Annotated in this window: 23 protein-coding genes and 1 tRNA gene; 9 read left to right on the forward strand and 15 right to left on the reverse strand. The window is 42.0% G+C overall.

The annotated features are described in order from the left end of the window. Positions 1-185 precede the first annotated feature (185 nt). Positions 186-605, reverse strand: a complete 420-nt coding sequence (locus GWK08_RS06310) for a helix-turn-helix domain-containing protein (RefSeq protein WP_163606047.1) — start codon at positions 603-605, stop codon at positions 186-188. A gap of 548 nt (positions 606-1,153) precedes the next feature. On the opposite strand from GWK08_RS06310, the gene GWK08_RS06315 reads away from it, so the two are divergent. From GWK08_RS06315 to GWK08_RS06325, 3 genes are all read left to right on the forward strand, one after another. Further along, complete coding sequence (locus tag GWK08_RS06315) at positions 1,154-1,666, forward strand: YybH family protein (RefSeq protein WP_163606048.1); 513 nt, start codon at positions 1,154-1,156, stop codon at positions 1,664-1,666. Positions 1,667-1,865: 199 nt separating this feature from the next. Beyond that, complete coding sequence (locus GWK08_RS06320) at positions 1,866-2,132, forward strand: hypothetical protein (RefSeq protein ID WP_163606049.1); 267 nt, start codon at positions 1,866-1,868, stop codon at positions 2,130-2,132. A 154-nt stretch (positions 2,133-2,286) separates the two neighbouring features. After that, positions 2,287-3,516, forward strand: a complete 1,230-nt coding sequence (locus tag GWK08_RS06325) for an amidohydrolase family protein (RefSeq protein WP_163606050.1) — start codon at positions 2,287-2,289, stop codon at positions 3,514-3,516. A 144-nt stretch (positions 3,517-3,660) separates the two neighbouring features. Here the strand turns inward: GWK08_RS06325 and GWK08_RS06330 are convergent. The 3 genes from GWK08_RS06330 to rseP all read right to left on the reverse strand — a co-directional run bounded on the left by GWK08_RS06330 (position 3,661) and on the right by rseP (position 5,494). Then, positions 3,661-3,734: transfer RNA gene (locus GWK08_RS06330), tRNA-Asn, on the reverse strand. Positions 3,735-3,736: 2 nt separating this feature from the next. Beyond that, complete coding sequence (locus GWK08_RS06335; RefSeq protein ID WP_163606051.1) at positions 3,737-4,027, reverse strand: GIY-YIG nuclease family protein; 291 nt, start codon at positions 4,025-4,027, stop codon at positions 3,737-3,739. A 132-nt stretch (positions 4,028-4,159) separates the two neighbouring features. Further along, entirely contained in the window at positions 4,160-5,494 is a 1,335-nt protein-coding gene (gene rseP, locus GWK08_RS06340) for an RIP metalloprotease RseP (protein ID WP_163606052.1), read from the reverse strand. A 179-nt stretch (positions 5,495-5,673) separates the two neighbouring features. Here rseP and GWK08_RS06345 point away from each other — a divergent pair, with 179 nt between their 5' ends. The 5 genes from GWK08_RS06345 to GWK08_RS06365 all read left to right on the forward strand — a co-directional run bounded on the left by GWK08_RS06345 (position 5,674) and on the right by GWK08_RS06365 (position 13,177). Next, positions 5,674-6,345 carry an SCO family protein gene (locus GWK08_RS06345; RefSeq protein WP_163606053.1) on the forward strand — a complete coding sequence of 224 codons (672 nt, stop codon included), beginning with the start codon at positions 5,674-5,676 and terminating at the stop codon, positions 6,343-6,345. A 112-nt stretch (positions 6,346-6,457) separates the two neighbouring features. Then, positions 6,458-6,703: a FeoA family protein gene (locus GWK08_RS06350; RefSeq protein ID WP_163606054.1), complete on the forward strand. Its 246-nt coding sequence runs from the start codon at positions 6,458-6,460 to the stop codon at positions 6,701-6,703. Continuing rightward, entirely contained in the window at positions 6,700-8,796 is a 2,097-nt protein-coding gene (gene feoB / locus GWK08_RS06355; RefSeq protein WP_163606055.1) for a ferrous iron transport protein B, read from the forward strand. Before GWK08_RS06350 ends, feoB begins: the two co-directional genes overlap by 4 nt. A gap of 369 nt (positions 8,797-9,165) precedes the next feature. Next, positions 9,166-12,414 carry a S41 family peptidase gene (locus tag GWK08_RS06360; protein WP_163606056.1) on the forward strand — a complete coding sequence of 1,083 codons (3,249 nt, stop codon included), beginning with the start codon at positions 9,166-9,168 and terminating at the stop codon, positions 12,412-12,414. Between the two features lie 79 nt (positions 12,415-12,493). After that, on the forward strand, positions 12,494-13,177 hold the full coding sequence (locus tag GWK08_RS06365; protein ID WP_163606057.1) for a uracil-DNA glycosylase family protein: 684 nt from the start codon (positions 12,494-12,496) through the stop codon (positions 13,175-13,177). 9 nt (positions 13,178-13,186) lie between these two features. Here GWK08_RS06365 and GWK08_RS06370 read toward each other — a convergent pair whose 3' ends face one another. The 5 genes from GWK08_RS06370 to GWK08_RS06390 form a co-directional block, all read right to left on the reverse strand. Beyond that, positions 13,187-13,558 (reverse strand): nuclear transport factor 2 family protein, encoded by a 372-nt coding sequence (locus GWK08_RS06370; RefSeq protein WP_204336001.1) that lies wholly within the window; start codon positions 13,556-13,558, stop codon positions 13,187-13,189. 60 nt (positions 13,559-13,618) lie between these two features. Then, positions 13,619-14,368 (reverse strand): SDR family NAD(P)-dependent oxidoreductase, encoded by a 750-nt coding sequence (locus tag GWK08_RS06375; RefSeq protein ID WP_163606059.1) that lies wholly within the window; start codon positions 14,366-14,368, stop codon positions 13,619-13,621. Positions 14,369-14,371: 3 nt separating this feature from the next. Continuing rightward, positions 14,372-14,575 carry a tautomerase family protein gene (locus tag GWK08_RS06380; protein WP_163606060.1) on the reverse strand — a complete coding sequence of 68 codons (204 nt, stop codon included), beginning with the start codon at positions 14,573-14,575 and terminating at the stop codon, positions 14,372-14,374. Positions 14,576-14,689: 114 nt separating this feature from the next. Beyond that, positions 14,690-15,595: a helix-turn-helix domain-containing protein gene (locus GWK08_RS06385; RefSeq protein WP_163606061.1), complete on the reverse strand. Its 906-nt coding sequence runs from the start codon at positions 15,593-15,595 to the stop codon at positions 14,690-14,692. A 68-nt stretch (positions 15,596-15,663) separates the two neighbouring features. Further along, entirely contained in the window at positions 15,664-17,190 is a 1,527-nt protein-coding gene (locus GWK08_RS06390; RefSeq protein ID WP_163606062.1) for a DEAD/DEAH box helicase, read from the reverse strand. A gap of 210 nt (positions 17,191-17,400) precedes the next feature. On the opposite strand from GWK08_RS06390, the gene GWK08_RS06395 reads away from it, so the two are divergent. Beyond that, positions 17,401-18,075, forward strand: coding sequence for a chitosanase (locus tag GWK08_RS06395; RefSeq protein WP_239524862.1), 675 nt, complete (start codon positions 17,401-17,403; stop codon positions 18,073-18,075). Between the two features lie 151 nt (positions 18,076-18,226). Here the strand turns inward: GWK08_RS06395 and GWK08_RS06400 are convergent, their stop codons facing one another. The 6 genes from GWK08_RS06400 to GWK08_RS06425 all read right to left on the reverse strand — a co-directional run bounded on the left by GWK08_RS06400 (position 18,227) and on the right by GWK08_RS06425 (position 24,501). Next, a complete protein-coding gene (locus tag GWK08_RS06400) occupies positions 18,227-18,421 on the reverse strand; it encodes a hypothetical protein (RefSeq protein ID WP_163606064.1) in 195 nt (64 codons plus the stop codon). A gap of 320 nt (positions 18,422-18,741) precedes the next feature. Further along, complete coding sequence (locus GWK08_RS06405; protein WP_163606065.1) at positions 18,742-20,775, reverse strand: S9 family peptidase; 2,034 nt, start codon at positions 20,773-20,775, stop codon at positions 18,742-18,744. A gap of 79 nt (positions 20,776-20,854) precedes the next feature. Next, positions 20,855-21,325: a hypothetical protein gene (locus tag GWK08_RS06410; protein WP_163606066.1), complete on the reverse strand. Its 471-nt coding sequence runs from the start codon at positions 21,323-21,325 to the stop codon at positions 20,855-20,857. Between the two features lie 10 nt (positions 21,326-21,335). After that, positions 21,336-22,496 (reverse strand): metal ABC transporter permease, encoded by a 1,161-nt coding sequence (locus GWK08_RS06415; protein ID WP_163606067.1) that lies wholly within the window; start codon positions 22,494-22,496, stop codon positions 21,336-21,338. Next, on the reverse strand, positions 22,489-23,616 hold the full coding sequence (locus tag GWK08_RS06420) for a metal ABC transporter permease (protein WP_163606068.1): 1,128 nt from the start codon (positions 23,614-23,616) through the stop codon (positions 22,489-22,491). The genes GWK08_RS06415 and GWK08_RS06420 overlap by 8 nt, the downstream gene beginning before the upstream one ends. A 147-nt stretch (positions 23,617-23,763) precedes the next feature. After that, on the reverse strand, positions 23,764-24,501 hold the full coding sequence (locus GWK08_RS06425; RefSeq protein ID WP_163606069.1) for a metal ABC transporter ATP-binding protein: 738 nt from the start codon (positions 24,499-24,501) through the stop codon (positions 23,764-23,766). Between the last annotated feature and the right edge of the window lie 9 nt (positions 24,502-24,510).

The following is a 24,510-nucleotide window of genomic DNA, read 5'->3' on the forward strand; positions in this document are numbered from 1 at the left end:
TAATCGTTTTTTAAAAAGGTCAGTGGGATAAAAAAAGAGGGAAGAATATGATATCGCGTTAACTGACCTGTATTCGTGTGATATCGTAACTATATCTAAGTTTAAAAAGAACTAATTTCGATATTTGCTTCCCTCTGTATATTCAACAAACTCAAAATGTAAAAATAGTTTCTATCAATTGTGATTTATATCTTGGCTCCCTTCATTTTCAGCAATAATTCGTCATACTCCAGCTCATTGTAAAATGACATCAGAGCTTCAAAAATGGTTTCATATAATTCTTTTCCTGACGAAATCTGGATCTTTCCTTCACTCATTATCCGCATTGCACTTTTAAGTGCGATCTCCTGAACATTGGCATCGAGAAAATCCTCTTTTTTTAATATGTTATGTCTAAAAGCGTTCCTGACGATCTCAAAATCGTTGGCTGCATTAAGTTTGGACTTCAAAAGGGTTTTATAGTAAGAAATAGATTTGGTGCTGCATTTCATTCTTCGCATAATATCTGCCATGTGATAGCCGGATGCGAACAGTCTTAAGAATTCTATCTGTTTATTGGTAAAACTAACGCCTCCGATTTTTCTCTTTTTTTCAGAATATATCATACTTCAATTTTTTTCTTTTTGTATTTCTATTATTGTAAAATCTGACTCTGATAAAAAAATTGAGAGTGGGGAAGAGATTGCTATTAATCAGCATGGGGGTAATTATTAACCGTAATATATCTTTTCTCATGCAAAATATCTCTTCCCACTCTCCTATGAAACAACTTAGCTCTCAAGCCAAACAAATTATAATTAACACTAAAAAAAGCTTGAGAAATAGCTGCAATTACAAGTGTTGCTGAAACAAATTTAGGCCTAAATAAAGTGCACTGAGAGCATATTTCATCAAGCAGAAAGTGTTTTACATGTAAATATCACAATCAACTGATTAACAGTTATATAAAAACAAAAAAGGTAATTATCGTTTCATGAAAAGCCCGTAGAAAAATCATATAAAGTTGTTATATTTTCCCTCACCAAATATCCCCGTACTTATAGACAATCATCTTTTCCTCTTTAATTTCTCAACCATAGTTTAAGAAGCTCGTATATGATTTACTATCTTTAAAATTCCTTACCCCGGATATTTAAAAACCAATACCTGTAAAATGAAAACATCCCAAATACATACAGCTTACATAAAGCACATTATTGCTGTTCTGTTTGTCAGCCTGATTCTCGGATGCGGGGATACTCAAAAGGAAAAGTTTGACAGCACGGATGAAACTGCCATCAGGCAAATTCACGAAGACTATGTTAGCGGTTGGCTGGAAACAGATGAGGAAAAGATCATGGGGCTTCTGGAAGAGAATTCCCGGATCCAACCCAATAGATTAGCTCCCATTGAAGGAAAAGATAAAATACGGGAATTCTGGTTTCCAAAAGACGGATCGAAAACCACTATTAACGAATATAAAACCGAAATAATCAGCCTGGATATCCTGGATTCCCTGGCTATTACAACCCACAGCTCATTGCTGGATTGGTCCTACCAAAAGGATTCAACAAATTTCGGAATGCGGCAAAAAGGATTTAATACTACTTTATACAGAAAGCAAAAAAACGGTTCCTGGAAGATCTGGAGATCGATGTGGACCGATATTTACGCCAAGCCTCAATAACCAAATCTAACTAATATTGATTTGCCGTTGACCATTCTCTTCTCCCAGGGTTTTTAACCCGCTATACCAGGTATTTTAATAAGCTTGATCCATTTTCAAAAAAATGTATTGTTAGTGTAAGGTAAAAAGGGGGGATTCCCCCTTTTTTCATTTTGAAATTTTGTGAACTTTTATACAGCTAATTTTAAACAACCAAAAGATGAAAAAAAAGAAGTTAAAAAACCTGGTACTTCACAAAAGTAAAATTGCCGATTTAAATACTATGCGGTCCGTTGTTGGTGGAAGTAACGCCTGCAATGCCGAATCGGTAATAATATGTGAATCCGGCGATACCGGAGATGGCGGCGGTGGCGGTGGAGGAACCGGAGCTCAGTCCATTATCGACTGCCAACAAACTCAGCTCTGCGGGCCTACACAGCAAACCTGTGGCTGTGCCAGTACTACAGCTACTGTTGTTGATTGTTAATTGAGCATATATCACTAACTATATTAACTACGGATAAAAGGATTTGACTTTATGTTTTAGGTCAGGTCCTTTTTTTATTGGTGTAAAATGGCGGCCCGCTTTCTTTACTCTTTGCAACGCCCCTTTGATGATACAGTCTTTTACAAGAAAAACAATGAGTAATACCAAACTACTGACCGTTATATCATTTCTATTTCTTATTTCCTGTAATAGCCACGATAAAAATACCCTTGTTCTAAAAGATGCCAATATCATTAATGTGTACAATGGAGAAGTATCTGCAAATTCCGTTGTTATTGAGGATGGAATAATTAAGGAAATCGGGGCTTTTAAAAATTTAAACTCTGCCAAAAGCTCTCAGGTAATAGACTGTAGCGGAAAATATCTTTTACCCGGTTTTTTTGATATGCATACACATATCCTGGAGCATAAAAATTCCACAAAATTCCTGGATTCCTTATTATCCGTCGGAATCACTTCTATTCGGGATATGGGTGGTCATGCTGATTCCCTGGCTCGGGTTAAATCTGAAATTAATAAAGGGATAATTAACGGGCCGGATATATTTTTTGCCGGATATACCCTCGATGGGGATAAGCAAAGAGACACTCCCGATCCAACTACATTAATCATCAATGATTCTACCGATCTTTCGGAAGTGGTTTCCAAACTGAAGCAATATAAGGTGGATTTCATCAAAGTTCACAGTTATTTCCCGTATAACCGACTGGAAGAATTGATCGGGATCGCATCACAACAAGACCTATACGTGGTTGGTCATATTCCACGTAATACAGACCCGAATGAAGCAATTCAAAAAGGAATGAGATCCATCGAACACCTCAATTCCATCATTGAAGGTTTGGTTACAAAAGAATCCAATGGGGTGGAAAATATCACTCAGGCCTTTAATACTATCGATTCTACTTACCTGGATTCCCTATCCCGTTCATTTGTCGGCTACGGATCTGCTTTTACTCCGACTCTGCATATAATCGACAAAATATATAGCTCTAATCCGGATGAAAACCTAAGAAGGCTGGGCGGATTGATGATGGATAGGTTTATGCCAATGGTATTGGCTTTACATAAAAACAATGTTCTTATCCTGGCGGGTAGTGACGATGTGCCTGTTGATAATTCAAATTACGCTGCTTTGCATAAGGAGCTCGAATGGCTGGTAAAAGCCGGATTAACAAATCTGGAATCCATACAGACAGCCACGATCAATCCTTCAAAATTCCTGGATATTGAATCCGAATACGGATCAGTGGATATACATAAAAAGGCAAACCTGATCATTTTAAACAGTAATCCACTCGATAAAATCGAGAACACAACAGATATTTCAAATATTGTAGTAAAGGGACAGTTGTTAAAATAAGAGGTCAGGTCAGCCTGCATCCTGGCGCGGACGCTAAAAAGGTCCACCGGACCTTTTCTTAACGCTTGGCCCTCCCTCTTGGGCTTCGCCCAAAAGTGTAAAAAGCAAAAGAGCCACACTTTCGTGCAGCTCTTTTGCTTTTTGCTCCCCCTCTTGGGCTCGAACCAAGGACCCTCTGATTAACAGTCAGATGCTCTAACCAACTGAGCTAAGGAGGAATTTATTTTAAATATTTTCCTTTCAATTTTTCAACAATTTCCGGATATTTTTTAAGATTATGAATATAAGTTCTACTTTTCATTTCCTTAATATGTTTTTCAATTTTAATAGCTTGATTCTTCGAATCACATTCTATTTCAAAAAACAATACCCAGTCTCGTGTCTTAGACGTATAAGAAGAAATATAAAAACCAGTTTTATGCTCTTCCAGTCTTTTAGGGAGATCTGAAGTCTCTCCTACATAAAATTTATCCATTTTTTCAGAATAAATTATGTAAACACTATGCTGCATTATTATTAAGAACTTCTTCTTTGCTCTAACCTCCCGATAGCTATCGGGATGAGCTAAGGAGGACTATTATCGCTTTTGCGGATGCAAATATATGTGTTTTTTTAATTACGCCAAATAAAAATTCAGCTTTTTTTACTTATCAAAAAGCCACCTATAAAGATCGTTTCCGTTAGCGTATAATAATAAGGCAATTAGGATAAAAAACCCGGTCATTTGCGCATATTCCATAAACTTATCACTTGGCTTCCTTCCCGCGATGATCTCATATAAAAGGAACATTACATGACCTCCGTCCAGTGCCGGGATCGGCAGGATATTCATAAAGGCCAGAATAATAGAGATAAGGGCTGTGGTATACCAGAAACCTTCCCAGTCCCAGGTACTCGGATATAAGCTGGTAATCGTTCCGAAACCTCCTAACTGGCTGGCTCCTTTTTTAGTAAAAATATATTTGAATTGAGCCACATAGTCATGTAGCGTCCAGTAACCGAAACTAAAGCCTTTGGAAATAGCCTGTCCGAAGGAATATTCGATCTCCTTTTCCTCTCCGAAAGCATCTCTGTCTATTTTTACATAAACCCCCACTACTCCGTCATCTCCGGTAGCCAGGGAAACCGTGTCTCTTACGGCTCCACGCTCATAAACCACTTGCATTTCCTTTCCTTTATTCTGCTTAACGATCGTGTTGAATTCATCCCAGTAGGTAATAGGCTGATCATTTACAGAAAGGATCTTATCATTCTCTCTGATTCCCAGCTTAGCCGCCGGTTTACCGGCAACAACACTGTCAAGTATCGTAGATTTGAATCTGGGTGTAAAAGGTAATCTTACCCCTTCCTTAAAGATATAATCCCCGATACTATCCGGTATCTGAAGTACTTCTGCAGTGCCATCCGCATGAACCACATCTACATTCTTAACATCTCTTACCAGTAAAAAGCGGTTAATATCATTTGCATCTTCCAGAGGCTTCCCGTTAGCCTTAAGGATCTTATCCCCATTCCTGAAACCGTACTGCTCCATTTGTTCTGCAACTGCATATCCGTTGCTCAGGGTCTCAGGCTCAACGATCGTTCTTCCGTAGAAGAAGAGGATCATCATATAAATAAGGAATCCGAGCACCAGGTTTACCGTAACTCCTCCCACCATAATAATAAGGCGCTGCCATGCCGGCTTGGAACGAAACTCCCAGGGTTTGGGTTCTTCGGCCATCTGAGCCTTATCCATACTCTCATCAATCATTCCGGAGATCTTTACATAACCTCCCAGTGGCAACCAGCCTATTCCGTATACCGTATCTCCGATCTTCTTTTTGAACAAAGCAAATTTCACATCAAAAAAGAGGAAGAACTTCTCTACTCTTGTCTTAAATAATTTGGCGGGGATAAAGTGCCCCAATTCGTGTAGAACGATCAATAAAGACAAGCTTAAAAACAGCTGAATTACCTTAACTAAAACTGGACTCATAAATAATTTTCTATATTCTGAAACGCACAAAAGTACGCTTTTCAATCAACTTTATAAAACCCGGCATATTAAGCCTTCGGTTTTTAAGAATGTTTTATGAGTTCCGAACTGCTTTTTCCATCTAAAAAAAGCCCGTAAGGCCAGAAAAATGATTAATTTTGCCTTCCAAAATCGATGCTATGCGCCGTTTTTTATCCAAGTTTAAATTCTTATTCATTACACTACTCGTCCTTTCGGCCATTATCCTGACCTTATTCTACAATGCGCTGAAACCAAAAGAAGTACTTCCTATTTACCAACCGGCTATGGTAAATACCGAACTGGTGCACGATTCGGTACAGCACGTTAAGAAATACCACACCATTGCCGATTTTAAACTACTCAATCAGAACGGGCAGACCATAACCCAGAAAGATTATGAGGATAAAATTTATGTAGCCGACTTCTTCTTTACTACCTGCCTGAGCATATGTCCTATCATGACCGGAAATATGACCACCATCCAAAAGGAGATCATGAACGATAAAGATATTCTGCTTTTATCGCACTCGGTCACCCCGAAAATAGATTCTGTTGCACGACTTAAGGAATACGCCCTGGAAAAAGGAGTGATCGACAGCAAGTGGAACCTGGTAACCGGCGATAAAAAACAGATCTACGAACTGGCCCGTAAATCTTATCTGGTAGCCAAGGATGACGGGATAGGCGATGAATACGATCTCATCCACACAGAGAATTTTGTACTGGTCGATAAGAAAAAAAGGATCCGCGGGTTCTATGACGGGACCAAAACAGAAGATATCCAAAAGTTGCTTGCAGACATCAGGATCCTCAAATCGGAATACGAGTAAGGAAACTAACAGATTCCTAAAATTCTGTAAAAAAGACGAAAACAGGATAAACTTCCTTTCCCATGCTATTTTTTTATGCTACATTTGCCCTTACTTAAAATGAGTCTAAATAGTGAGGTTTACTGTTGCACACCTTAAGAGAGGAGAGAAGGGTATCATTAAAGATATTTCTGCAGATCAGATCCCAATCAAACTTTTTGAAATGGGTTGTTTACCGGGAAGTGAGGTTGAGCTTATCCAGTTTGCCCCATTCCAGGATCCGATGTATATCAACATTAACGGTTCATTTTTAGCTATCAGAAGAGAGACAGCCCTTCATATTGAAGTGGAAAAAGTTGAAGAAAAGCCCACTCTATGAGTAAACAGATTAACGTAGCCCTCATAGGAAATCCCAATACCGGTAAAACATCGGTTTTTAATGCGCTTACCGGTCTTAACCAGAAAGTGGGAAACTATCCGGGGATTACCGTAGAGAAAAAAGAAGGTGTTTGTAAATTACCGAGAGGAGTGAAAGCTCATATCCTCGATCTACCCGGTACTTATAGCCTTAATGCCACTTCCCTGGATGAGAATGTGGTTATAGAACTCCTCCTTAACAAGAAAGACAAAAATTTTCCGGATCTGGCCATCGTGGTAACCGATGTGGAAAACCTGAAACGAAACCTTCTGCTCTTTACTCAGATCAAAGACCTGGAGATCCCTACCGTGCTTGTCATCAATATGGCCGACAGGATGAGCAAAAAAGGGATATCTCTCGATATTCCTCTACTGGAAGAAAAACTAAATACCAAAATTGCCCTCGTCAGTAGCAGGAAAAATACGGGAATAGACAAGATAAAGGAATTGATCCTGGATCACAGAAACATTCCTACCTCAACCTGTGTAGATACTACGGTAATTGATAAAACATATTTCGAAGGGCTTCAAAATGCCTTTCCATCCCAGTCTGTATATAAATTATGGCTGGTGATCACTCAGGATATAAATTTTGCAAACCTTGACAGGAACCTGGTTAAAGACACCTCCGACTTTTCAACCAAATCCAAATCAGATCTAAAACGCCTGCAGCAAAAAGAGACCATCATACGATATAAGTTTATCAATGATGTCTTAAAGGAAGGTTACAAAGTAGACCTCAACGCGGCAAAAGGCCTGAGAAGCAGATTGGACAGGATCCTGACACATAAAATATACGGTTACGTTATTTTCTTTCTGATACTACTTTTGATTTTCCAGGCTATTTATGACTGGAGTCAGTATCCGATGGATTTTATCGACGGTCTTTTTGCGACGATCAGCGATTGGACAAAAAACACCTTACCCCCCGGAGCCTTTACCAATTTAATTGCCGAAGGTATAATTCCCGGATTGGGAGGTATCGTTATTTTTATTCCGCAGATCGCTTTCCTCTTCCTCTTTATTTCCGTCTTGGAGGAATCCGGTTATATGAGTCGCGTGGTCTTTTTAATGGACAGGGTCATGAGGCGTTTCGGCCTTAGCGGAAAGAGTGTGGTTCCACTTATTTCAGGGACCGCCTGTGCAATTCCCGCAGTCATGGCCACCAGGAATATTGAGAGCTGGAAGGAAAGGCTAATTACCATTCTGGTAACTCCCTTTACCACCTGTTCTGCCCGTCTCCCGGTATACCTTATCATCATTGCCCTGGTTATTCCCGATACTACCTATCTGGGACTAAATGTTCAGGGGCTTACGCTGATGCTTTTGTATCTGCTTGGCTTCGGGACCGCTGTTTTCTCAGCCTGGGCCCTTAATAAAGTATTGAAAATAAAAAGCAGGAGTTTCTTTGTGGTAGAAATGCCCAATTACAAGCTTCCGCTGATCAAAAATGTTGGTATTACGGTACTGGAAAAGACCAAGAGTTTTGTTATCGGGGCAGGAAAGATCATCCTGGCTATCTCTATTATCCTCTGGTTCCTGGCTTCTAACGGGCCTTCCGATAATTTCAGGAATGCAGAAGAAATTGTTACGAATCAGACCGAGAGCAACAACTTATCTTCAGATGAACTGGCAACCAAGATTGCCTCCTATAAATTGCAGAATTCCTATATAGGGATCGCCGGAAAAGCTATTGAACCTGCTATCGAACCCCTGGGTTATGACTGGAAAATAGGTATTGCCATTATAAGTTCTTTTGCCGCCAGGGAAGTATTTGTAGGGACTTTGGCCACTATTTACAGTGTGGGAAGTGAAGAAGAAGATACGATCAAAAACCAAATGGCAGCAGAAGTGCATGCAGACGGAAGAAAGATCTTTAATCTGGCTTCCGGGATATCCCTACTCCTGTTCTATGCCTTTGCCATGCAGTGTATGAGTACCCTCGCCATTGTAAAAAGAGAGACCAACAGCTGGAAGTGGCCTATGGCTCAATTATTTATTATGAGCGGATTTGCGTATCTTGTAGCTTTAATTGCTTATCAATTCTTAAAATAAATTGTAAGCATCAGATAATTAAACAGACTTTAATAAAGTGGAAATCATTCAGAACATATTGGTCTATATAACGGTTGCAATTGCTGTTGGCTTTATTATTAAAAAATTCTTCCTGCCAAGAAGCCTGTTCACAACCGGAAAAAATAAATCTTCCAAAGCCTGCGGAAAAGATGGCTGCGGATGCCATTAATCCCTCAATTTATCTTTCTTGTTTTTCTTTTTTAACCAACTGAAGCGGTTTCGGTTTCAGGAAATAAGCTTTGTTTTAAAGTCCTGTGTTAAATTTCACATAATATTTTGAAAATGTAGGTGCTGTACACGGCATTTTTCAATAACTTAACTCCACTAAAAACCAACCAGCATTTTGTTATGTTAAAATATTTATACTCACTGGTTGCAGTGCTTTGTTTTTCCAATGCTGCAGCCCAGGGAACACAGTTGTTGCGACAACCCACCCTATCATCAGATCATATTGTTTTTGTATATGCAAACGATCTCTGGAAAGTTTCCAGAAACGGAGGAAATGCCATCCGTCTCACCAGTAATGAAGGCCTGGAATCCTCTCCTCACTTTTCTTCCGACGGGAAATGGATAGCTTTTTCCGCGCAGTACGACGGGAATACGGATGTCTATATAATTCCTTCCGAAGGAGGATCTCCTAAAAGGCTCACCTGGCATCCCGGAGGCGACATCGTTCAGGGATGGACCCCGCAGGGAGATATTATGTTCAGATCAGGGCGTAAAAGCCGTCCTACCCAAACCGCCAAGTTCTATACCGTATCGCCTAAGGGTGGTTTACCGGTAGAGATCGATATTCCAAGAGCTGCTTTCGGTGAGATATCTCCCGATGGAAAGCATATTGCCTATGTTCCCATAACTTTCTGGGATCCTGAATGGAGGAATTATCGCGGTGGGCAGGCAATGCCTATCTGGATCGTCAATATGAGGACCAAAGACCTTATCAGAACTCCGCAGCCCACCAAGGAGCGACACCTGGATCCGGTTTGGCACGACAATAAGGTTTTCTACCTGTCGGAAAGAGATTATGCCAGTAATATCTGGTCATTCGACCCGGCTACCAAAGAAGAAAAACAACATACTTTTCACAAGCAGTTCGATGTTAAAAGCCTGGATGCCGGACCTAACGGTATTGTATACGAGCAGGGAGGATACCTCCATCTGCTGGATCCTCAGAGCGGTAACAGCAAACAGCTTGTTATTCACGTAAACGGCGATATGAACTTTGCCCGTACCAGATGGGAAAATGTTCCGGCAGGTGGTTTGCAAAACCCTAATGTATCCCCTACCGGGAAACGTGCCATTTTTGAGTACAGGGGGGAAATTTTTACCATTCCGAAAGAGAACGGAACCTGGAGAAACCTTACGAATTCTCCCGGAGTGGCCGACCGCGCCCCCGTATGGTCTCCTAAAGGCGATAAGATTGCCTGGTTCTCCGATGCAGGAGGGGAATATAAAATGGTCATCGCAGATCAGCAGGGAAATGTGCAGAAAAATATCGATCTGCCGAACCCGACCTTCTACTTCAGACCCGACTGGTCTCCGGACGGGACTCAAATTGCGTATACCGACACTCATTATAATATCTGGACGGTAAATATTGCAACCGGAAAGGCTACCAAAGTGGCTACCGACAGCTATGCACATCCGAACCGTTCCATGAACCCTGTCTGGTCTCCAGACAGCAAATGGATTGCCTATACCAAGCAATTAAAAAGTCATTTTAAAGCTGTTTTTGCCTATAATGTAGATACTAAAAATACCCTGCAACTCACCGATGGGATTGCAGATGCCATAAGTCCGATTTGGGATGAAAAAGGAAAGTATCTCTACTTTCTCGCCAGTACCGACTACGGACTTAATTCGGGTTGGCTGGATATGAGTTCCTATGATCCGGATATCTCACGCAGCCTGTATTGCCTTGTCCTGTCTAAAAGCGACAAAGCTCCTACTCTTCCTAAAAGCGATGAAGAGAAAGAGGCCGAGAAGACAGCCGATGCTTCTTCCAAGAATGGTAAAAAGCCTGCAAATAAAAATGTTACGGTTACTATTGATGCGGATGGGATTGCCGGAAGGATCATCCCTTTGCGTCTGAGTGCAAGAAATTATGTTGCCCTGGTAAAAGGGCCTGCAAATAAAGTATTTGTCCTGGAAGCGGTTCCTAATCAGCCGGGGTTAAAAATGCATGCATATGATGTAAAAAAACAGAAAGCCAGCGATTTTGCGAGCGGGGTCCAGACAGCGGTAGCATCTAACGACCGGAAGAACCTTCTGTTAAGATCCAGAAACAGTTGGAGCCTAGTAGGAACATCAAGCCCTCCGAAGAAAGGGAGCGGCTCTCTGACCATCAATGCAAAGATCAAAATAGATCCCCAGGCAGAATATCATCAGATCTTCAGGGAAGGATGGAGATATATGAGAGATTTCCTTTATGTTGACAATGTACACGGAGCTCCGTGGGACGATGTATACAAATGGTACGCCCCGTGGATAGATCACGTAAGGCATCGTACCGATCTGAATTATGTGGTGGATATTATGAGTGGGGAGGTATCTATCGGACACTCCTATGTTTCCGGAGGAGATCTTCCTGACATCGACAGGGTTCCTGTGGGACTCCTGGGATGTGATCTCGAAGAGGATAGAGGGCACTATAAGATCAGTAAAATATATACGGGAGAAAGCTGGAACCCCAACACCAATGCACCATTAGCCATTCCCGGTCTCGGTGTAAAAGAAGGAGATTATATCCTGGCTATTAACGGGCAGGAGCTAAAAGCCCCGGTAAATCCATACAGTCTTTTAGAGCAGACTGCCGGAAGAACGATCTCTCTTAAAGTAAACAGTTCAACAAGTTCCAACGGAGCAAGAGAAATACTGGTTACACCTGTACGAAGTGAAAATGCCCTGAGAGCCATCGATTGGATTGAGGGGAACAGAAGAAAAGTCGATAAAATGTCGGGAGGAAAGCTGGCTTATGTTTATGTACCCAATACGGGCCAGCCAGGTTTTACTTCCTTTAACCGCTATTACTTTTCTCAGCAGGACAAGAAAGGAGCTGTTATAGATGAAAGAAATAACGGTGGAGGTTCTGCCGCAGATTATATGATAGATATTATGTCGAGGAAACTCTTCGGTTACTTTAACAGTAAAGCCAATGACAGGCGTCCGTGGACCACACCTATGGCCGGTATATGGGGTCCTAAGGTGATGATCATTAACGAAAGGGCCGGTTCCGGTGGAGACCTGCTTCCGTATATGTTCAGAGCTAATAATTTAGGCCCTCTGATCGGTACCCGAACCTGGGGAGGTCTGGTAGGAACCTGGGATACCCCTCGTTTTATAGACGGCGGAAGAATGGTAGCTCCAAGAGGTGGTTTCTTTGATGCAGACGGGAACTGGGCCGTGGAAGCTGAAGGAGTTGAACCGGATATAGAAGTTATTCAGGACCCTAAACTGGTATTGGAAGGAAAAGATCCTCAGCTGGAGCGTGCAGTACAGGAGGCACTGAAGCTGCTCAGAACAGAAGAATTTCATTTAAAACCCGAGCCCAAAGCGCCTGTTCGCTGGAAGCGTCCCGACGGTTTTAAAAACAAATAAACCTCCCAGGAGGTATCAAATGCCCTCAGGTCTGCAGGCCTGAGGGCAATTTTATGATCACATTTATATAAACGACTCTATGACCTTTGCCGAACAGGTAATCAGATTTAATAAAAACCTGGAATTAGACATCTCCCTTCCAAAAAACATCAAAGTTTTGCATCCCTTTAAGGAGAACCCTCAGGTTTTACCTATTGCAGAAGCCTTTTACGGGAAATTTTACAACGACAACAGGGAAAGGAAAATGGTTCTGGGGATCAATCCCGGAAGGTTAGGCGCCGGATCTACCGGTATTCCCTTTACCGATCCTAAACGCCTCTCCGAAAAATGCGGACTCGAAATAGATCTTCATTTACACGAGCCTTCCTCTGTTTTTGTTTATGAAGTTATAGACGCCTACGGAAGTGTAACCGATTTTTACAGCAATGTCTATATAGGTTCTGTTTGTCCCCTGGGATTTGTTATTGAAGATCAGAAAGGCAAGGTTAAGAATTACAATTATTACGACAGTGCCTCTCTGGCCAAAAAGACCACGCCTTTTATCGTAGATTCGATAAAAAAACAACTGGAATTCGGAATAGACCGTCAAACGGGCTATTGTATGGGAACCGGTAAGAATTTCGCTTTTCTTAAAAAGCTGAACGAAGAGCACAGGTTCTTCGAGGAGCTTATCCCTCTGGAACATCCCAGATATGTAATGCAGTACAAGGCAAAGACCAAGAGCCTTTATATCGATAAATATATAAAAGCCCTTAAGTCTTAAATTCTTGGATCAATTCTCAAAATGGATAAAGGATTTGCTGACTACGGTCCATTTTCCATTTATCTTGTGTAATAATAAATAATCAAAATAATTGAACTCAAACATGGGCACATGCAGTTTTGTAACCGCAATATTTCCCAGGATCTCCAATGACAGGATCTTCATCCTGAAATCTTCCCCCAGGCTCTCGGGGCTTTCTCTTTTAGCTACTCCATCGAGAAAATCCCCGACCTCACGATAGTACGGCTCTCCGTTGATATCACCGAAAAGCTGCATTTTTTGATGAAAAGCTTCTTCTAACAATTCTTTTTTTCCCTTGTAAAGACCTGTAAAATAAAGCTCTATAACTTCCTGTATTTTCTCCGATTCTGTTTTATACATATTCATAACAATTTTTAAAACCGGAATTCTTCCGGCTTTTGTTGATTTACATTTTAATTATTAACCAAATTGATGCCCGGCAGTATGCCCTCCAGCAATATTCAGGGTCTCGCCTGTAATAAAATTTGAATTAGCCAGATAGAATGCTGCTTCAGCAACATCCTCGGTTTCCCCTACTCTATTCAGGAGATGTAATCCCGCCAGGTCATCAGCACTATTAACGCCTATTTTGGCTTGTAAAGGGCTCCTGATAATTCCGGGAGATATCGTGTTTACCTTAATATTATCTTTTCCGTATTCTGCTGCCAATTGTTTGGTCAGGGAATGAATGGCGCCTTTGCTGCTTACTGGTGCGGTAGCCGGAAAGCCGGCAATGGCATGGTCTACCAGAACGGTTCCCATATTAATGATTGAACCTCCATTTCCCTGATCAAGCATCTGTCTGATAACGGCCTGCGAAGTAAAATAGGTTCCTTTCAGGTTTACACCCATAAAACGATCCAATTCCTCTTCTCCGATATCCAAAAAAGGTTTAGGTGAAAAAATCCCTGCATTGTTGATCAGTACATCAACACTTCCGTAGTTTTGCACCGCTGCCATTACAAGTTTTTCTCCGGTTTCTTTCATGCTGACATCGCCCACAATACATATCGCATTTTCCGGCTCTCCGAATTCCCTATACGTATTCTTAAGATTTTCCTCATTGGATGAATTCATCACTACATTGCTTCCTCTTTCAATAAAGAGTTTAGCAATATTTTTCCCTATCCCGGTGGAGGCACCGGTAATAATTACTGTTTTCTTTCTCATTTTTTAAACTTCTCTTTTTCGTATATCCGTAACTGTTTCTCCTGCAACACCCCAATTGTCCGTGTCTATTTCATCTATGACCACAAATGTGCTCTTAGGGTCTTTATTCAAGACATCTGTCAACAATTGTGTTGCTCCTTTAATCAATGCTGTTTTTTGTTCTCTGGTCACTCCTTCTCTGGTAACCTCGATCTTTATATAAGGCATAACATAACTCTTTTAATTATAGAGCAAATTTCAATCAAAACAGAAGGCAGGTAAATAGACAAAAGAACAAATGACTTGTACTTTTGAACATGAAGAATAAGAGATATTTAAATTTTACCGGCTGGTTATTGCTATGTTCTCAAGTTGCTTATCCCTGAACTGTTGCGGAGAGAGTCCCTGGTGTTTTTTAAAAAAACGGGAGAAATAGGCCGGATCTTCGAATCCGAGGAGATAACTAATTTCTTTAATATTCAGGGTTTCATGATAAAGGTTTCTTTTTGCTTCGAGAACAATTCTATCCTGGATCAGGTTTCCGGCAGATTTAGCTGCGAATTTCCGGGCTACTGAATTCAGATGCCTTCCGGAAGTGTTTAAATTCTCCGCATAGTGCTGAACCGCATGTTTTGTTTTGTAGTTTTTTTCAATGTCCAGGATAAACTTTCGGTACAAAGCATATTGCGGGTCATTTTCAACCAGAACATTTCCTTGTTTTTGTCGTTTTAACCTATTAATATGGGTTACCAGGATTTTGAGATAGGAAGTAAAAATGTTTTCAGCATCAAGATCGGCCTGTCTGAACTCCTGAAGCATCTTCTGAAATATATCTTCAAAAATTGGAGAAAGATGTTCCGGGATCGGGATAACCGGACAGGATGTTGAAGTATCAAAAAGACAGGTATCCAGAATATAGTTGTAAAAATTTTTTTCTTCCTTGAACAGGGCGGGAAGAAACTTTACTACATAGCCTTCTGCTGTCCGGTCCTGTTTGATCTTATGGATCTGGCCAGGACTCAGTATAAAAAGTACGGAGCCTTCATAAGGGTGATCAAAAAGATCTATCTCGTGTACACCTTCACCGTTCTGCAACCAGATAATCTCAAAAAAATCGTGCCTGTGATTCTCTGTAAACTCGGTTTTTGTACAGGAGGTCTCATCAAAAGTTGCGATCTTAAAATTCTTTACATCCAGATCTTCGCAGAAATCGTCTATATAATATGTGGGAGTTTTTTCTTTTTTCATAAGCTTCAAGCTTTTACAAAATTATAAAAAAAGAAAGTAGCTTGTCCTCCGCGATCCAGGAGAGATACCTAGTCGACAATTCCCGAAAACTTCTGCCCGATACGCACCCTGAGTTTTCTCATATAATCTTCCTCAAGCCAGTTGCGGTAGTTTTTGGTATTGTTCATTATGCAGTAAGAATACAGACGTACCCTGTATATGACATCATCTTTAAGCTCTTTGGCAAGTATACGTGCATCAAAAACATCTTCACTGTTCTCCACACACAATTGTGCATGTTGTTCTATAGAGCGTTCCAATGCTTTTTTGGAAGACATTCCTTTGGAAGTTACTTCCTTATAAACGGCTTTGATATCAAAATCGACAGATTCTGATTTTCTGAATTTTGCCCTTAGCTCGGCCGGCATTTCATACACAAAATTCCTTTCGATCTCTTCATCGGTACGGATGTTCTCCAGGAAATAATCCGGATGATAAAAGATCTCCTGCCAGTCTATAGGTGAATCCCATAGTCCGAACCTGGCAATGTTATTTCCGAGATCGATGATCTTAAAGCTATCCTTACTTCCTATGATACGCGATCCTCTCCCGATCATCTGGAAATACAAGGTAAGAGAGCGCGTTGCTCTGTTCAGGATAATGGTTTCTACCGAAGGTTCGTCAAAACCTGTGGTCAGGATACTTACCGAACTCAGTACGGCATCCGGGGTTTCACGGAACCACTGCAGGATCTCCCTGCGTTCCTTGGCATTATGGGTGTTATCTAAATGCCGGATCTCATGCCCTGCTTCTTTAAATGTCTCATATACATAACGGGACGTATTGATCCCGTTGTTAAAAATAAGGGTCTTTGTTCCTTTGGCCTGATCTTCATAAGCTGCCAACAGCTTTTCCTGCATCAGGTCGTTGTTGTATAATTCTTCGGAAGACTTTACCGTATAATCTCCATTAATCCCCAGTTGAAGACTCTGCAGGCCTACATCATAACTGAACATCTTGGGTCTGGCCAGGAATCCTTTTTGGATAAGGGAAGAGATCTGCTCTCCCACAATAAGTTCCTGGTAATTGTCCTTCATCGGAAGTTTGATGTTCGAACTGAGCGGTGTTGCAGTCACCCCGAGGATAAAAGCCTTACTGAAATAGCTGAAGAGCTTTCGGAACGAATTGTAGTGGGCCTCATCAATGATCACCATTCCCACATCCTTCATTTCAAACTTGTTGTCCTGCAGACGATTATTCAGAGTTTCTACCATGGCTACAAAACACATGAATTCTGCCTGATCGGGAAGTTCCTTTACCTGGCTGTTGATGATCTTGTTGCGTACGCCAAAACCTGTAAGCATGCGCGAAGTCTGGCCGCACAGTTCTATGCGATGGGTAAGTACCACCACCTTTTTTCTGGTTTCCTGAATATATCTTCGTACAATTTCAGAGAAGATTACCGTCTTCCCTCCACCGGTGGGAAGCTGGTAGAGCAAATTATAGTCGCTGGGAGTTCTGCCAATGCATTTGAAAATGGCATCCAGGTCTTTCTCCTGATAGTCATACAGCTGTTTTTCTTCTATAATTTCTGCTCCTTCGGTAGGCCTATTCATTGCGTTGAGTTCCAAACCGGTAAATCTACATACTTTTAATGCATTATCGTAATTTTTAATATGAATTTAGCTTTAAGGTTTAAAAATCGGATTAAATGAAGTCCGTTTTCCAAAAAAATTCAGGCTTCCCATACGATTTAACATCTGTAAGCCGTGCTGATAAAGTACATATATAAAAACACAAACCGGAAAAACAGCACAGTCATGAAAATGAAGTCAAAAATTATCAGGATCATCAATGTATTTGAGACCGGAACTCCGGACGGGGAATACGATTCTATTGCCGTTTACAAAGACGGTCCGGTCATTAAGGGTGAAAAGATATATCAGATCACCTATGGCCGCAGTCAGACGACCGAATTCGGGAATTTAAGACGGCTTATCGAACTGTACATAGAGCGAAACGGTATCTATGCAGACGAATTTAAAACTTATGTAAAGCGCATCGGAAAAACACCCTCTTTGCGCCATGACCCCGATTTTAAAGAACTCTTAAAACGGGCAGCCAGGCACGACGATATTATGAGGACCACCCAGGACGAATTCTTCGACATCTATTATTTTCAACCGGCTTATATCTGGTTTAACGGGCACGAATTTGAAACATCACTTAGCTTACTGGTCATTTATGACAGTTTTATTCATTCGGGAGGTATTCTCGATTTTCTGAGGAAACGTTTTCCCGAACGTCCCCCGGTAAACGGTGGTGACGAGAAGAAATGGATAAGTCAGTATGTGCAGACCCGGCACGACTGGTTACGCACCCACCGGATCAAGGCCCTGCAAAAGACCATTTACAGGACACGTACCTTTCTGGAACAGATAGAAAATAACAACTGGGATCTCTCCCAAACCGTAAACACCAATGGGGTAGCTGTTCCGTAAGCACAAAAAAACTGCCTGAAAAATTTATCATTTAAATGCATTCCTATCCTGGCTTAGAGTATTATGAAGAACAGAAACACAAGGGCTGTATATAGAGAATGATACTTTTCAGACAGTTCTACAAGCTAATAATCAATGCTTAACTGTGTTCCTAACAATCGCAGGAATTGATTTGTGTATCATAGATCTGGCAGTAGGGCTCTCCGTGACAAGCTGTGTAAATACAGGTTTCACAGGTGTGTCCGCCAATGGTAGGGTAGTTAGTCCCTCCTTTTACTCTTTCCATATTTGCGATGGTGTCTTTAGAAAGCGATAATTTCTTGAAATTCGACTTCTTTTTTTTCATGATGTAAAGTTTGTTAATGGTTAATTTTTATACACCACAAGTTACTTAAAGTCGCAGTCCGATTAAAATTCCAGGTCTTGATTTTAATCTCTAAAAAACTGATTATTAAAGAATTAGAAACATTAGAAGAATGTGCATCAGCCAATAAGAAGCTGAAAATAAATCACTTACAAAAAACAACAACTGTAAAGCACTGAACATCAACGCTTAGTGTTAATTTTTTGTAAATATGGCTTTTAATTCCATTCCGGCCATTTTAATCCTTTTTTAGCCGGAAAATCGAAAATAAACCCATCGTTGTTTTATGGTTTTAGATCATCCTATTTCCTGTATTTCTCAAACCAGGCCAGGGTATGAGCAATTTTTGAGATAAGGTTGCTGGGTCTGGCTGCAATTCCGTGAGAAGCTTCCGGGATCTCGACCAATACGGTTTCTTTCTTGCGAAGCTTCAAAGCATGATATAATTGTTTCGCTTCGCTGGGCGGAGTACGCAGATCGTTCATCCCTACCATGACCATAGTGGGAGTTTCTATATTTCCTACCAGGGAAAGGGGCGAAAACTTCCAGTAGGTCTCAAAATTCTCCCAGGGTTGTCCGGGATAACGGGAATTGGCATAACCAAAATAATTATCGGCTACCAGGGTCTTACTGATCCAGTTCATTACCGGTTTGGCAACAACAGCAGCTTCAAAGCGGTTGTTCTTCCCTATCATCCAGGCAGTCATAATACCTCCGGCGCTTCCACCTGTAACATACAACTGATCTTCGTGTGCGATCCCTTTTTTGATGAGGGCATCCACTCCATCCATCACATCGTTATAATCCTGGCCCGGATAGTTGTTGAACAGGAGATTTCCGAATTCCTCTCCATAACTGGTACTTCCCCTCGGGTTCGGGTAAAAAACAATATAACCTGCAGCGGCATACAGCTGCATCTCGGCAGAAAAACGGTCGCCGTAATTTAAGATCGGACCTCCGTGGTTCTCTACCATCATCGGATATTTTTTATTAGCGTCATAGTTAGGCGGATATACGATCCATCCCTGAATATCGCGTCCGTCGTAGGTAGATTTATACCATATCTCCTCTGTTTTTCCAAGAGTTCGGTACTCCAAAAGAGCTTTGTTCAGATCGGTAATAAGTTGAGGGTTTTTACTTTTAGGTCTCAGCACGGCCAGTTCTGCCGGGTATTCAGGCCTTGAGTAACAGTAGGCAATACTTCCGTCTCCGGAGGTAGTGAACGACCCTCCTGCATAAGGACGGCCTATTGAGGTTCCTCCCATATTATCGGCCAGTTTGTTTATTTTTCCTCTCAGGTCTATACGGGCAATTTTACTGTTCCCTTTATCGTCATAACTAAAATAAAGGCCGCTGCTTTTGGCATCCCACCGGATCCCGGAAACACTTCGGTCCAGTTCTCCCGACAGTAGTCTTTTGTTACTTCCGTCGATATTCATGATCTGTAACTGGCGTAACTGATAGGTCTGTACTTTATCTTCATAACCGATATAGGCAATGTATTTTCCATCCGGTGATACTACGGGATTGGTATCGGGACCATTGCGGTCTGTCAGGGCATTTATCACTCCGGTCTGTGTATCTACCGAATAGATCTCACTATTCCTGAAGTCGTATTCATAATCTTCATTCCTGTTGGCCGAGAAATAGATCTTTTGTCCGTTCGGATGCCAGGACAGGCTTCCTCCGTGGTTAAAATCGCCGCTGGTAAGCTGACGTGGTGCTCCCCCATCCGCGGGGATCACAAAAATATGGTTAAAGCCGGGAGCAATATATCCTCTGCCATCGGCCTCATGATAGAGGCGGTCTGTTATACGCGGACTTCCCGCCCATTTGGCTCCTTTTGGTTTTTTAGGCAGTTTTACCAGGACAGGGGCAGCTTTTGCAATATTCATACTAAATGCAATTTGCTTCCCGTCCGGGGACCAGCTTATAGATGACGGCGATTTTTCCAACTGGGATATACGGGCCAGTTTTCCGCTACCCACCCAATAAATATAGATCTCCGAACCTTCATCCGTACTGCTTACAAAGGCAATACGATCTCCGCTAGGCGACCATCGGGCCGAGGATTCGTTCACTTCCCTGGAGGTGAGTTTCTGATGCCTGCTTCCGTCAGAATTGACGATCCACAGGTTTCCGACTGCTCTGTCTTTAAGGATATCGAAACCCATCCTTCTGTAAACGATCTGATTTCCGTTGGGAGATATCTGAGGATCCGAAACATATTCCAGTTCAAAAACATCCAGATAAGAAAAGGCGGGTTTATCGGTTTGTGCCAGGGCGATGGAAATAATCGACATAAAGGCAAGAAGAAAACTATATTTTTTATACATGACAATGGCTTTTAAAAAGGGTTCTAAACTTACTGATTATGAAGGAGGAAAGCAAGGAAGTATTTCTTAAAACTCTCTCTTAAAATCCGAATACAACAGCTGTCAGAAAGCTGGAGGCAATACCCAGGGGGATGCCTTTAAAAAAACCGATAAGATGCGGTCTTAGTTTACGATAATAGTCGGTATCCGGTAGTTTCAGAAAGGCAGGGTGCCATACTACAATGATCAGGTAATCCAGAACAATAAGATCGAATAAATGCACGGTAAAAAAGATCCCGAAGGAGTTGAGCCACAGGGTCCAGAGCCCCGGATCCTGCCCCAAGTGGTTTATCAATCGAACATTTCCGAAATGCATGATCCCGAACAGAAAGGCGATAAAAATGCTAAAGGCCAGAACAGATTTCCAGTTAAGTTTGCCGGTAAAATTCCCTTCCCGGTCCCTCACGGCTTTTGCCATCCCCGAATAGGAGAAAAACAGGATCCACAACATAAATATCAGGCAGCCTATCCCTCCGACAGTAAGGATGTTATATGTGAGTTGAGTTGCCATTGCATGTTTATTATCCTCTAAACAGGAAGAAACGGTCTTTCATTTCCTCTATAGCCGCATTCTTGTTGGTAATGATATAATCTATCGCCTCCGAAGTAAAGCTCTTTCCTTTTTTGGTTAGGGAGATGATATCATCCTCAATGGTGATCATATTATTTTTAAGCGCCAGGTCCAATACCGATTTGGAACGCACTTTCTGCCAGTTGATGTGTTCATTCAGGTGATTTACATGCCGTTCCGATTCTTCCTCGTGATTCTGAAGGTGAAGCAGGAAGGTAAGCAAATGCACTTCCACCCTTTGCCGCTTTTGCCTGTAAAGAACCGAAATAAGTCCTTTTCCGGGTGCAAAGAGGTATACCAGTAAAAACAGAACACCCAATACGGAAGTCATAGACCCTGCAATGGAGGCATCCAGCCAGTGTGCTACCCAATAGCCTGCTATGGCCCCGATCACTCCGAAAATTACCGAGAGGATCAGCATTTTTTTAAGGTCTGTTGTGAGCAGATAAGCCATGGCCGGAGGTGCGATCATCAGGGCTACTACCAGAATAGCTCCTACAGCATCAAAAGCACCCACCGTAGTTACCGAAGCGGTAGCCATCAGGCCGTAATGCATGATAACGGGTGAAAAGCCCAATGTGGCTGCCAGGCCTTTATCGAATGTGCTTAGTTTTAATTCTTTAAAAAAGGTGATCAGTAGAGCAACGGTGATGAGAAGGATACAACCTATCACCCAAAGTGATTTGGGTCCGAGGTCCGTTCCATTTACTTCCAGTCGGTCAAAAGGAGCAAAGGCCAGTTCCCCCAACAGTACGGCATCTACATCCAGGTGTACATCATTGGCATTCTTCGCGATCATGATCACCCCTATACTAAAAAGGGCCGGGAACACCAGGCCAATAGCCGTATCTTCCTTGACCAGGCCGGTTTTCTGAATAAACTCTACCAGAAAAACGGTAATGATCCCAGTAACTGCCGCCAATAATATCAGCCAGGGCGAATTGAGATCATGGGTCAGAAAGAAGCCTGCTACAATTCCGGGAAGGATAGAATGACTGATGGCATCGCTGATCATAGCCATTTTTCTCAGCACCAGAAAAGTCCCGGGAATAGCACATGCTATAGCCACCAGGCTTGCTATTAACTGTATTTCTATCTGAGCACTAGTCATCTGTTTCTTCCTGTTGGTTATATAAATTAGTGGCTTTCTTATAGCCTTTCTTAGTGAGGGACCACATAGATCCGCTAACGGTTATATATTCTCTGTTCTCCAGTTTTTTCAACGATCTCTTTGTATACCCCTGAAAGTTATTCAGGATCTTTACCGCATGCGGATGGGAAATATCTTCGTGGTTCTTGGCTATGTTGAACATAAAAGCCAGGGTCTTGTGAAGCTGCAGGTCATTACGGTTCTTCCAGTAACGGATCTCCCTGAATAACAAACCTCTCCCGGGTGAAAATATAAAGGATAACACCACAAAAGCTGCCGCTATCAGGACAATTACCGGTCCGGTCGACAAGTTATTGGAGCTGGCACTTACTGCAGTTCCGAGTACTCCGGAAAACGCTCCGAAAATAGCGGCCAGAAAGATCATCGTCCCAAGGCTGTTGGTCCATTGCCTCGCCGCAGCTGCAGGCGCCAGCAGCATGGCACTCATTAATACCACACCTACGGTTTGCAGCCCGATAACGATGGCCACAACAATAAAAGAGGTGATAAGTATATCCAGAAAACGCGTATTAAAGCCTAAAGACTTTGTATAATCGATATCGAAAAGGAGTATCTTGAATTCTTTCCAGAAGGTGAGTAGTACGATCAGGCTAATCCCGGTAATAATACACATCAGCCATACATCACTCTCCACCAGGGTGGCTGCCTGCCCGAAAAGGTATTTGTCCAGCCCGGCCTGATTGGCATTGGGCATCTTCTGAATAAAGGTTAGCAGTAACATCCCGAAACCAAAAAACAGGGAAAGGATAAGTCCCAGGGCCGTATCTGATTTCAGATGTGTTTTTTTAACGATCCCCCGTATCCAGAAGGTACCGATCAATCCGCTGATAAGGGCTCCGATAAGAAGGGTATTACTGTTCTTGGCTCCGCTTATCAGGAAGGCTATGGCAATTCCGGGTAATGCTGCATGAGAAATGGCATCTCCCAGAAGACTTTGCTTTCTCAGAACGGCAAAACTCCCCAGCATTCCGCAAATAGCACCCAGTACCGCTGTTCCCAGGGTAATGGTTCTAAGGGTGTAGTCGCTAAAGACCAGAGAAAAATATTCTTCTAAAGACATTTTATATGCTTATATAAATTCCAGTTTTCAAATTTAGACTTCTCGATGAGCCTGTATCGAGCGTAGTCGAGATACTCGAACCTACCTGCCGGCAGGCAGGGTGACATATCTCTCTATACTCCGAAGCTTCAGCGAAGGAGTACTAAATCACTGTTGTATACTCACTTTATAATTAATACCATAGGTCTTGGTAAGGTTATCGTCGTTAAAAATATCCTTTACCGGACCGGTGGCAATCTTCTTTACATTTAAAAAGGTTACCCAGTCAAAATACTCGGGAACGGTTTGCAGATCGTGATGTACCACGATTACTGTTTTTCCCGCTTTTCGCAGTTCCTTCAGGATATTGATAATTGCCTTTTCCGTAGTGGCATCCACTCCCTGAAAAGGTTCATCCATCAGGTAGATACTGGAGTTCTGTACCAGTGCCCTTGCCAGGAAGATACGTTGTTGCTGCCCCCCGCTCAACTGACTGATCTGCCTCGATTTGAATTCGAGCATCCCTACCTTTTCCAAAGCTTCAAGGGCTGCTTTTTTCTGTTTCTGTCCGGGGCGTTTTATCCATCCCAGGCTCCCGTAGGTTCCCATCATTACCACATCGAGAGCTGTGGTCGGGAAATCCCAGTCCACACTCCCCTTTTGAGGTACATAAGCTACATGCTCATGTTGTTTTTTATAGGGTTTCCCGAAGATCTTCACGCTTCCGGCTATGGGTTTGATAATATCTAAAATAGATTTTATCAGCGTTGATTTTCCTGCTCCGTTGGGGCCTACTATGGCCATAAGTACTCCTTCGGGAATACTGAGGTCAATATCCCACAATACCGGCTTGTAATTATAAGCAACGGTAAGGTCGTCTACGGAGATGGCTATTTTTTCACTCATTTTAAATGT

It is taken from the genome of Leptobacterium flavescens (genome assembly GCF_010671605.1).
Taxonomy (GTDB): Bacteria; Bacteroidota; Bacteroidia; order Flavobacteriales; family Flavobacteriaceae; genus Leptobacterium; species Leptobacterium flavescens.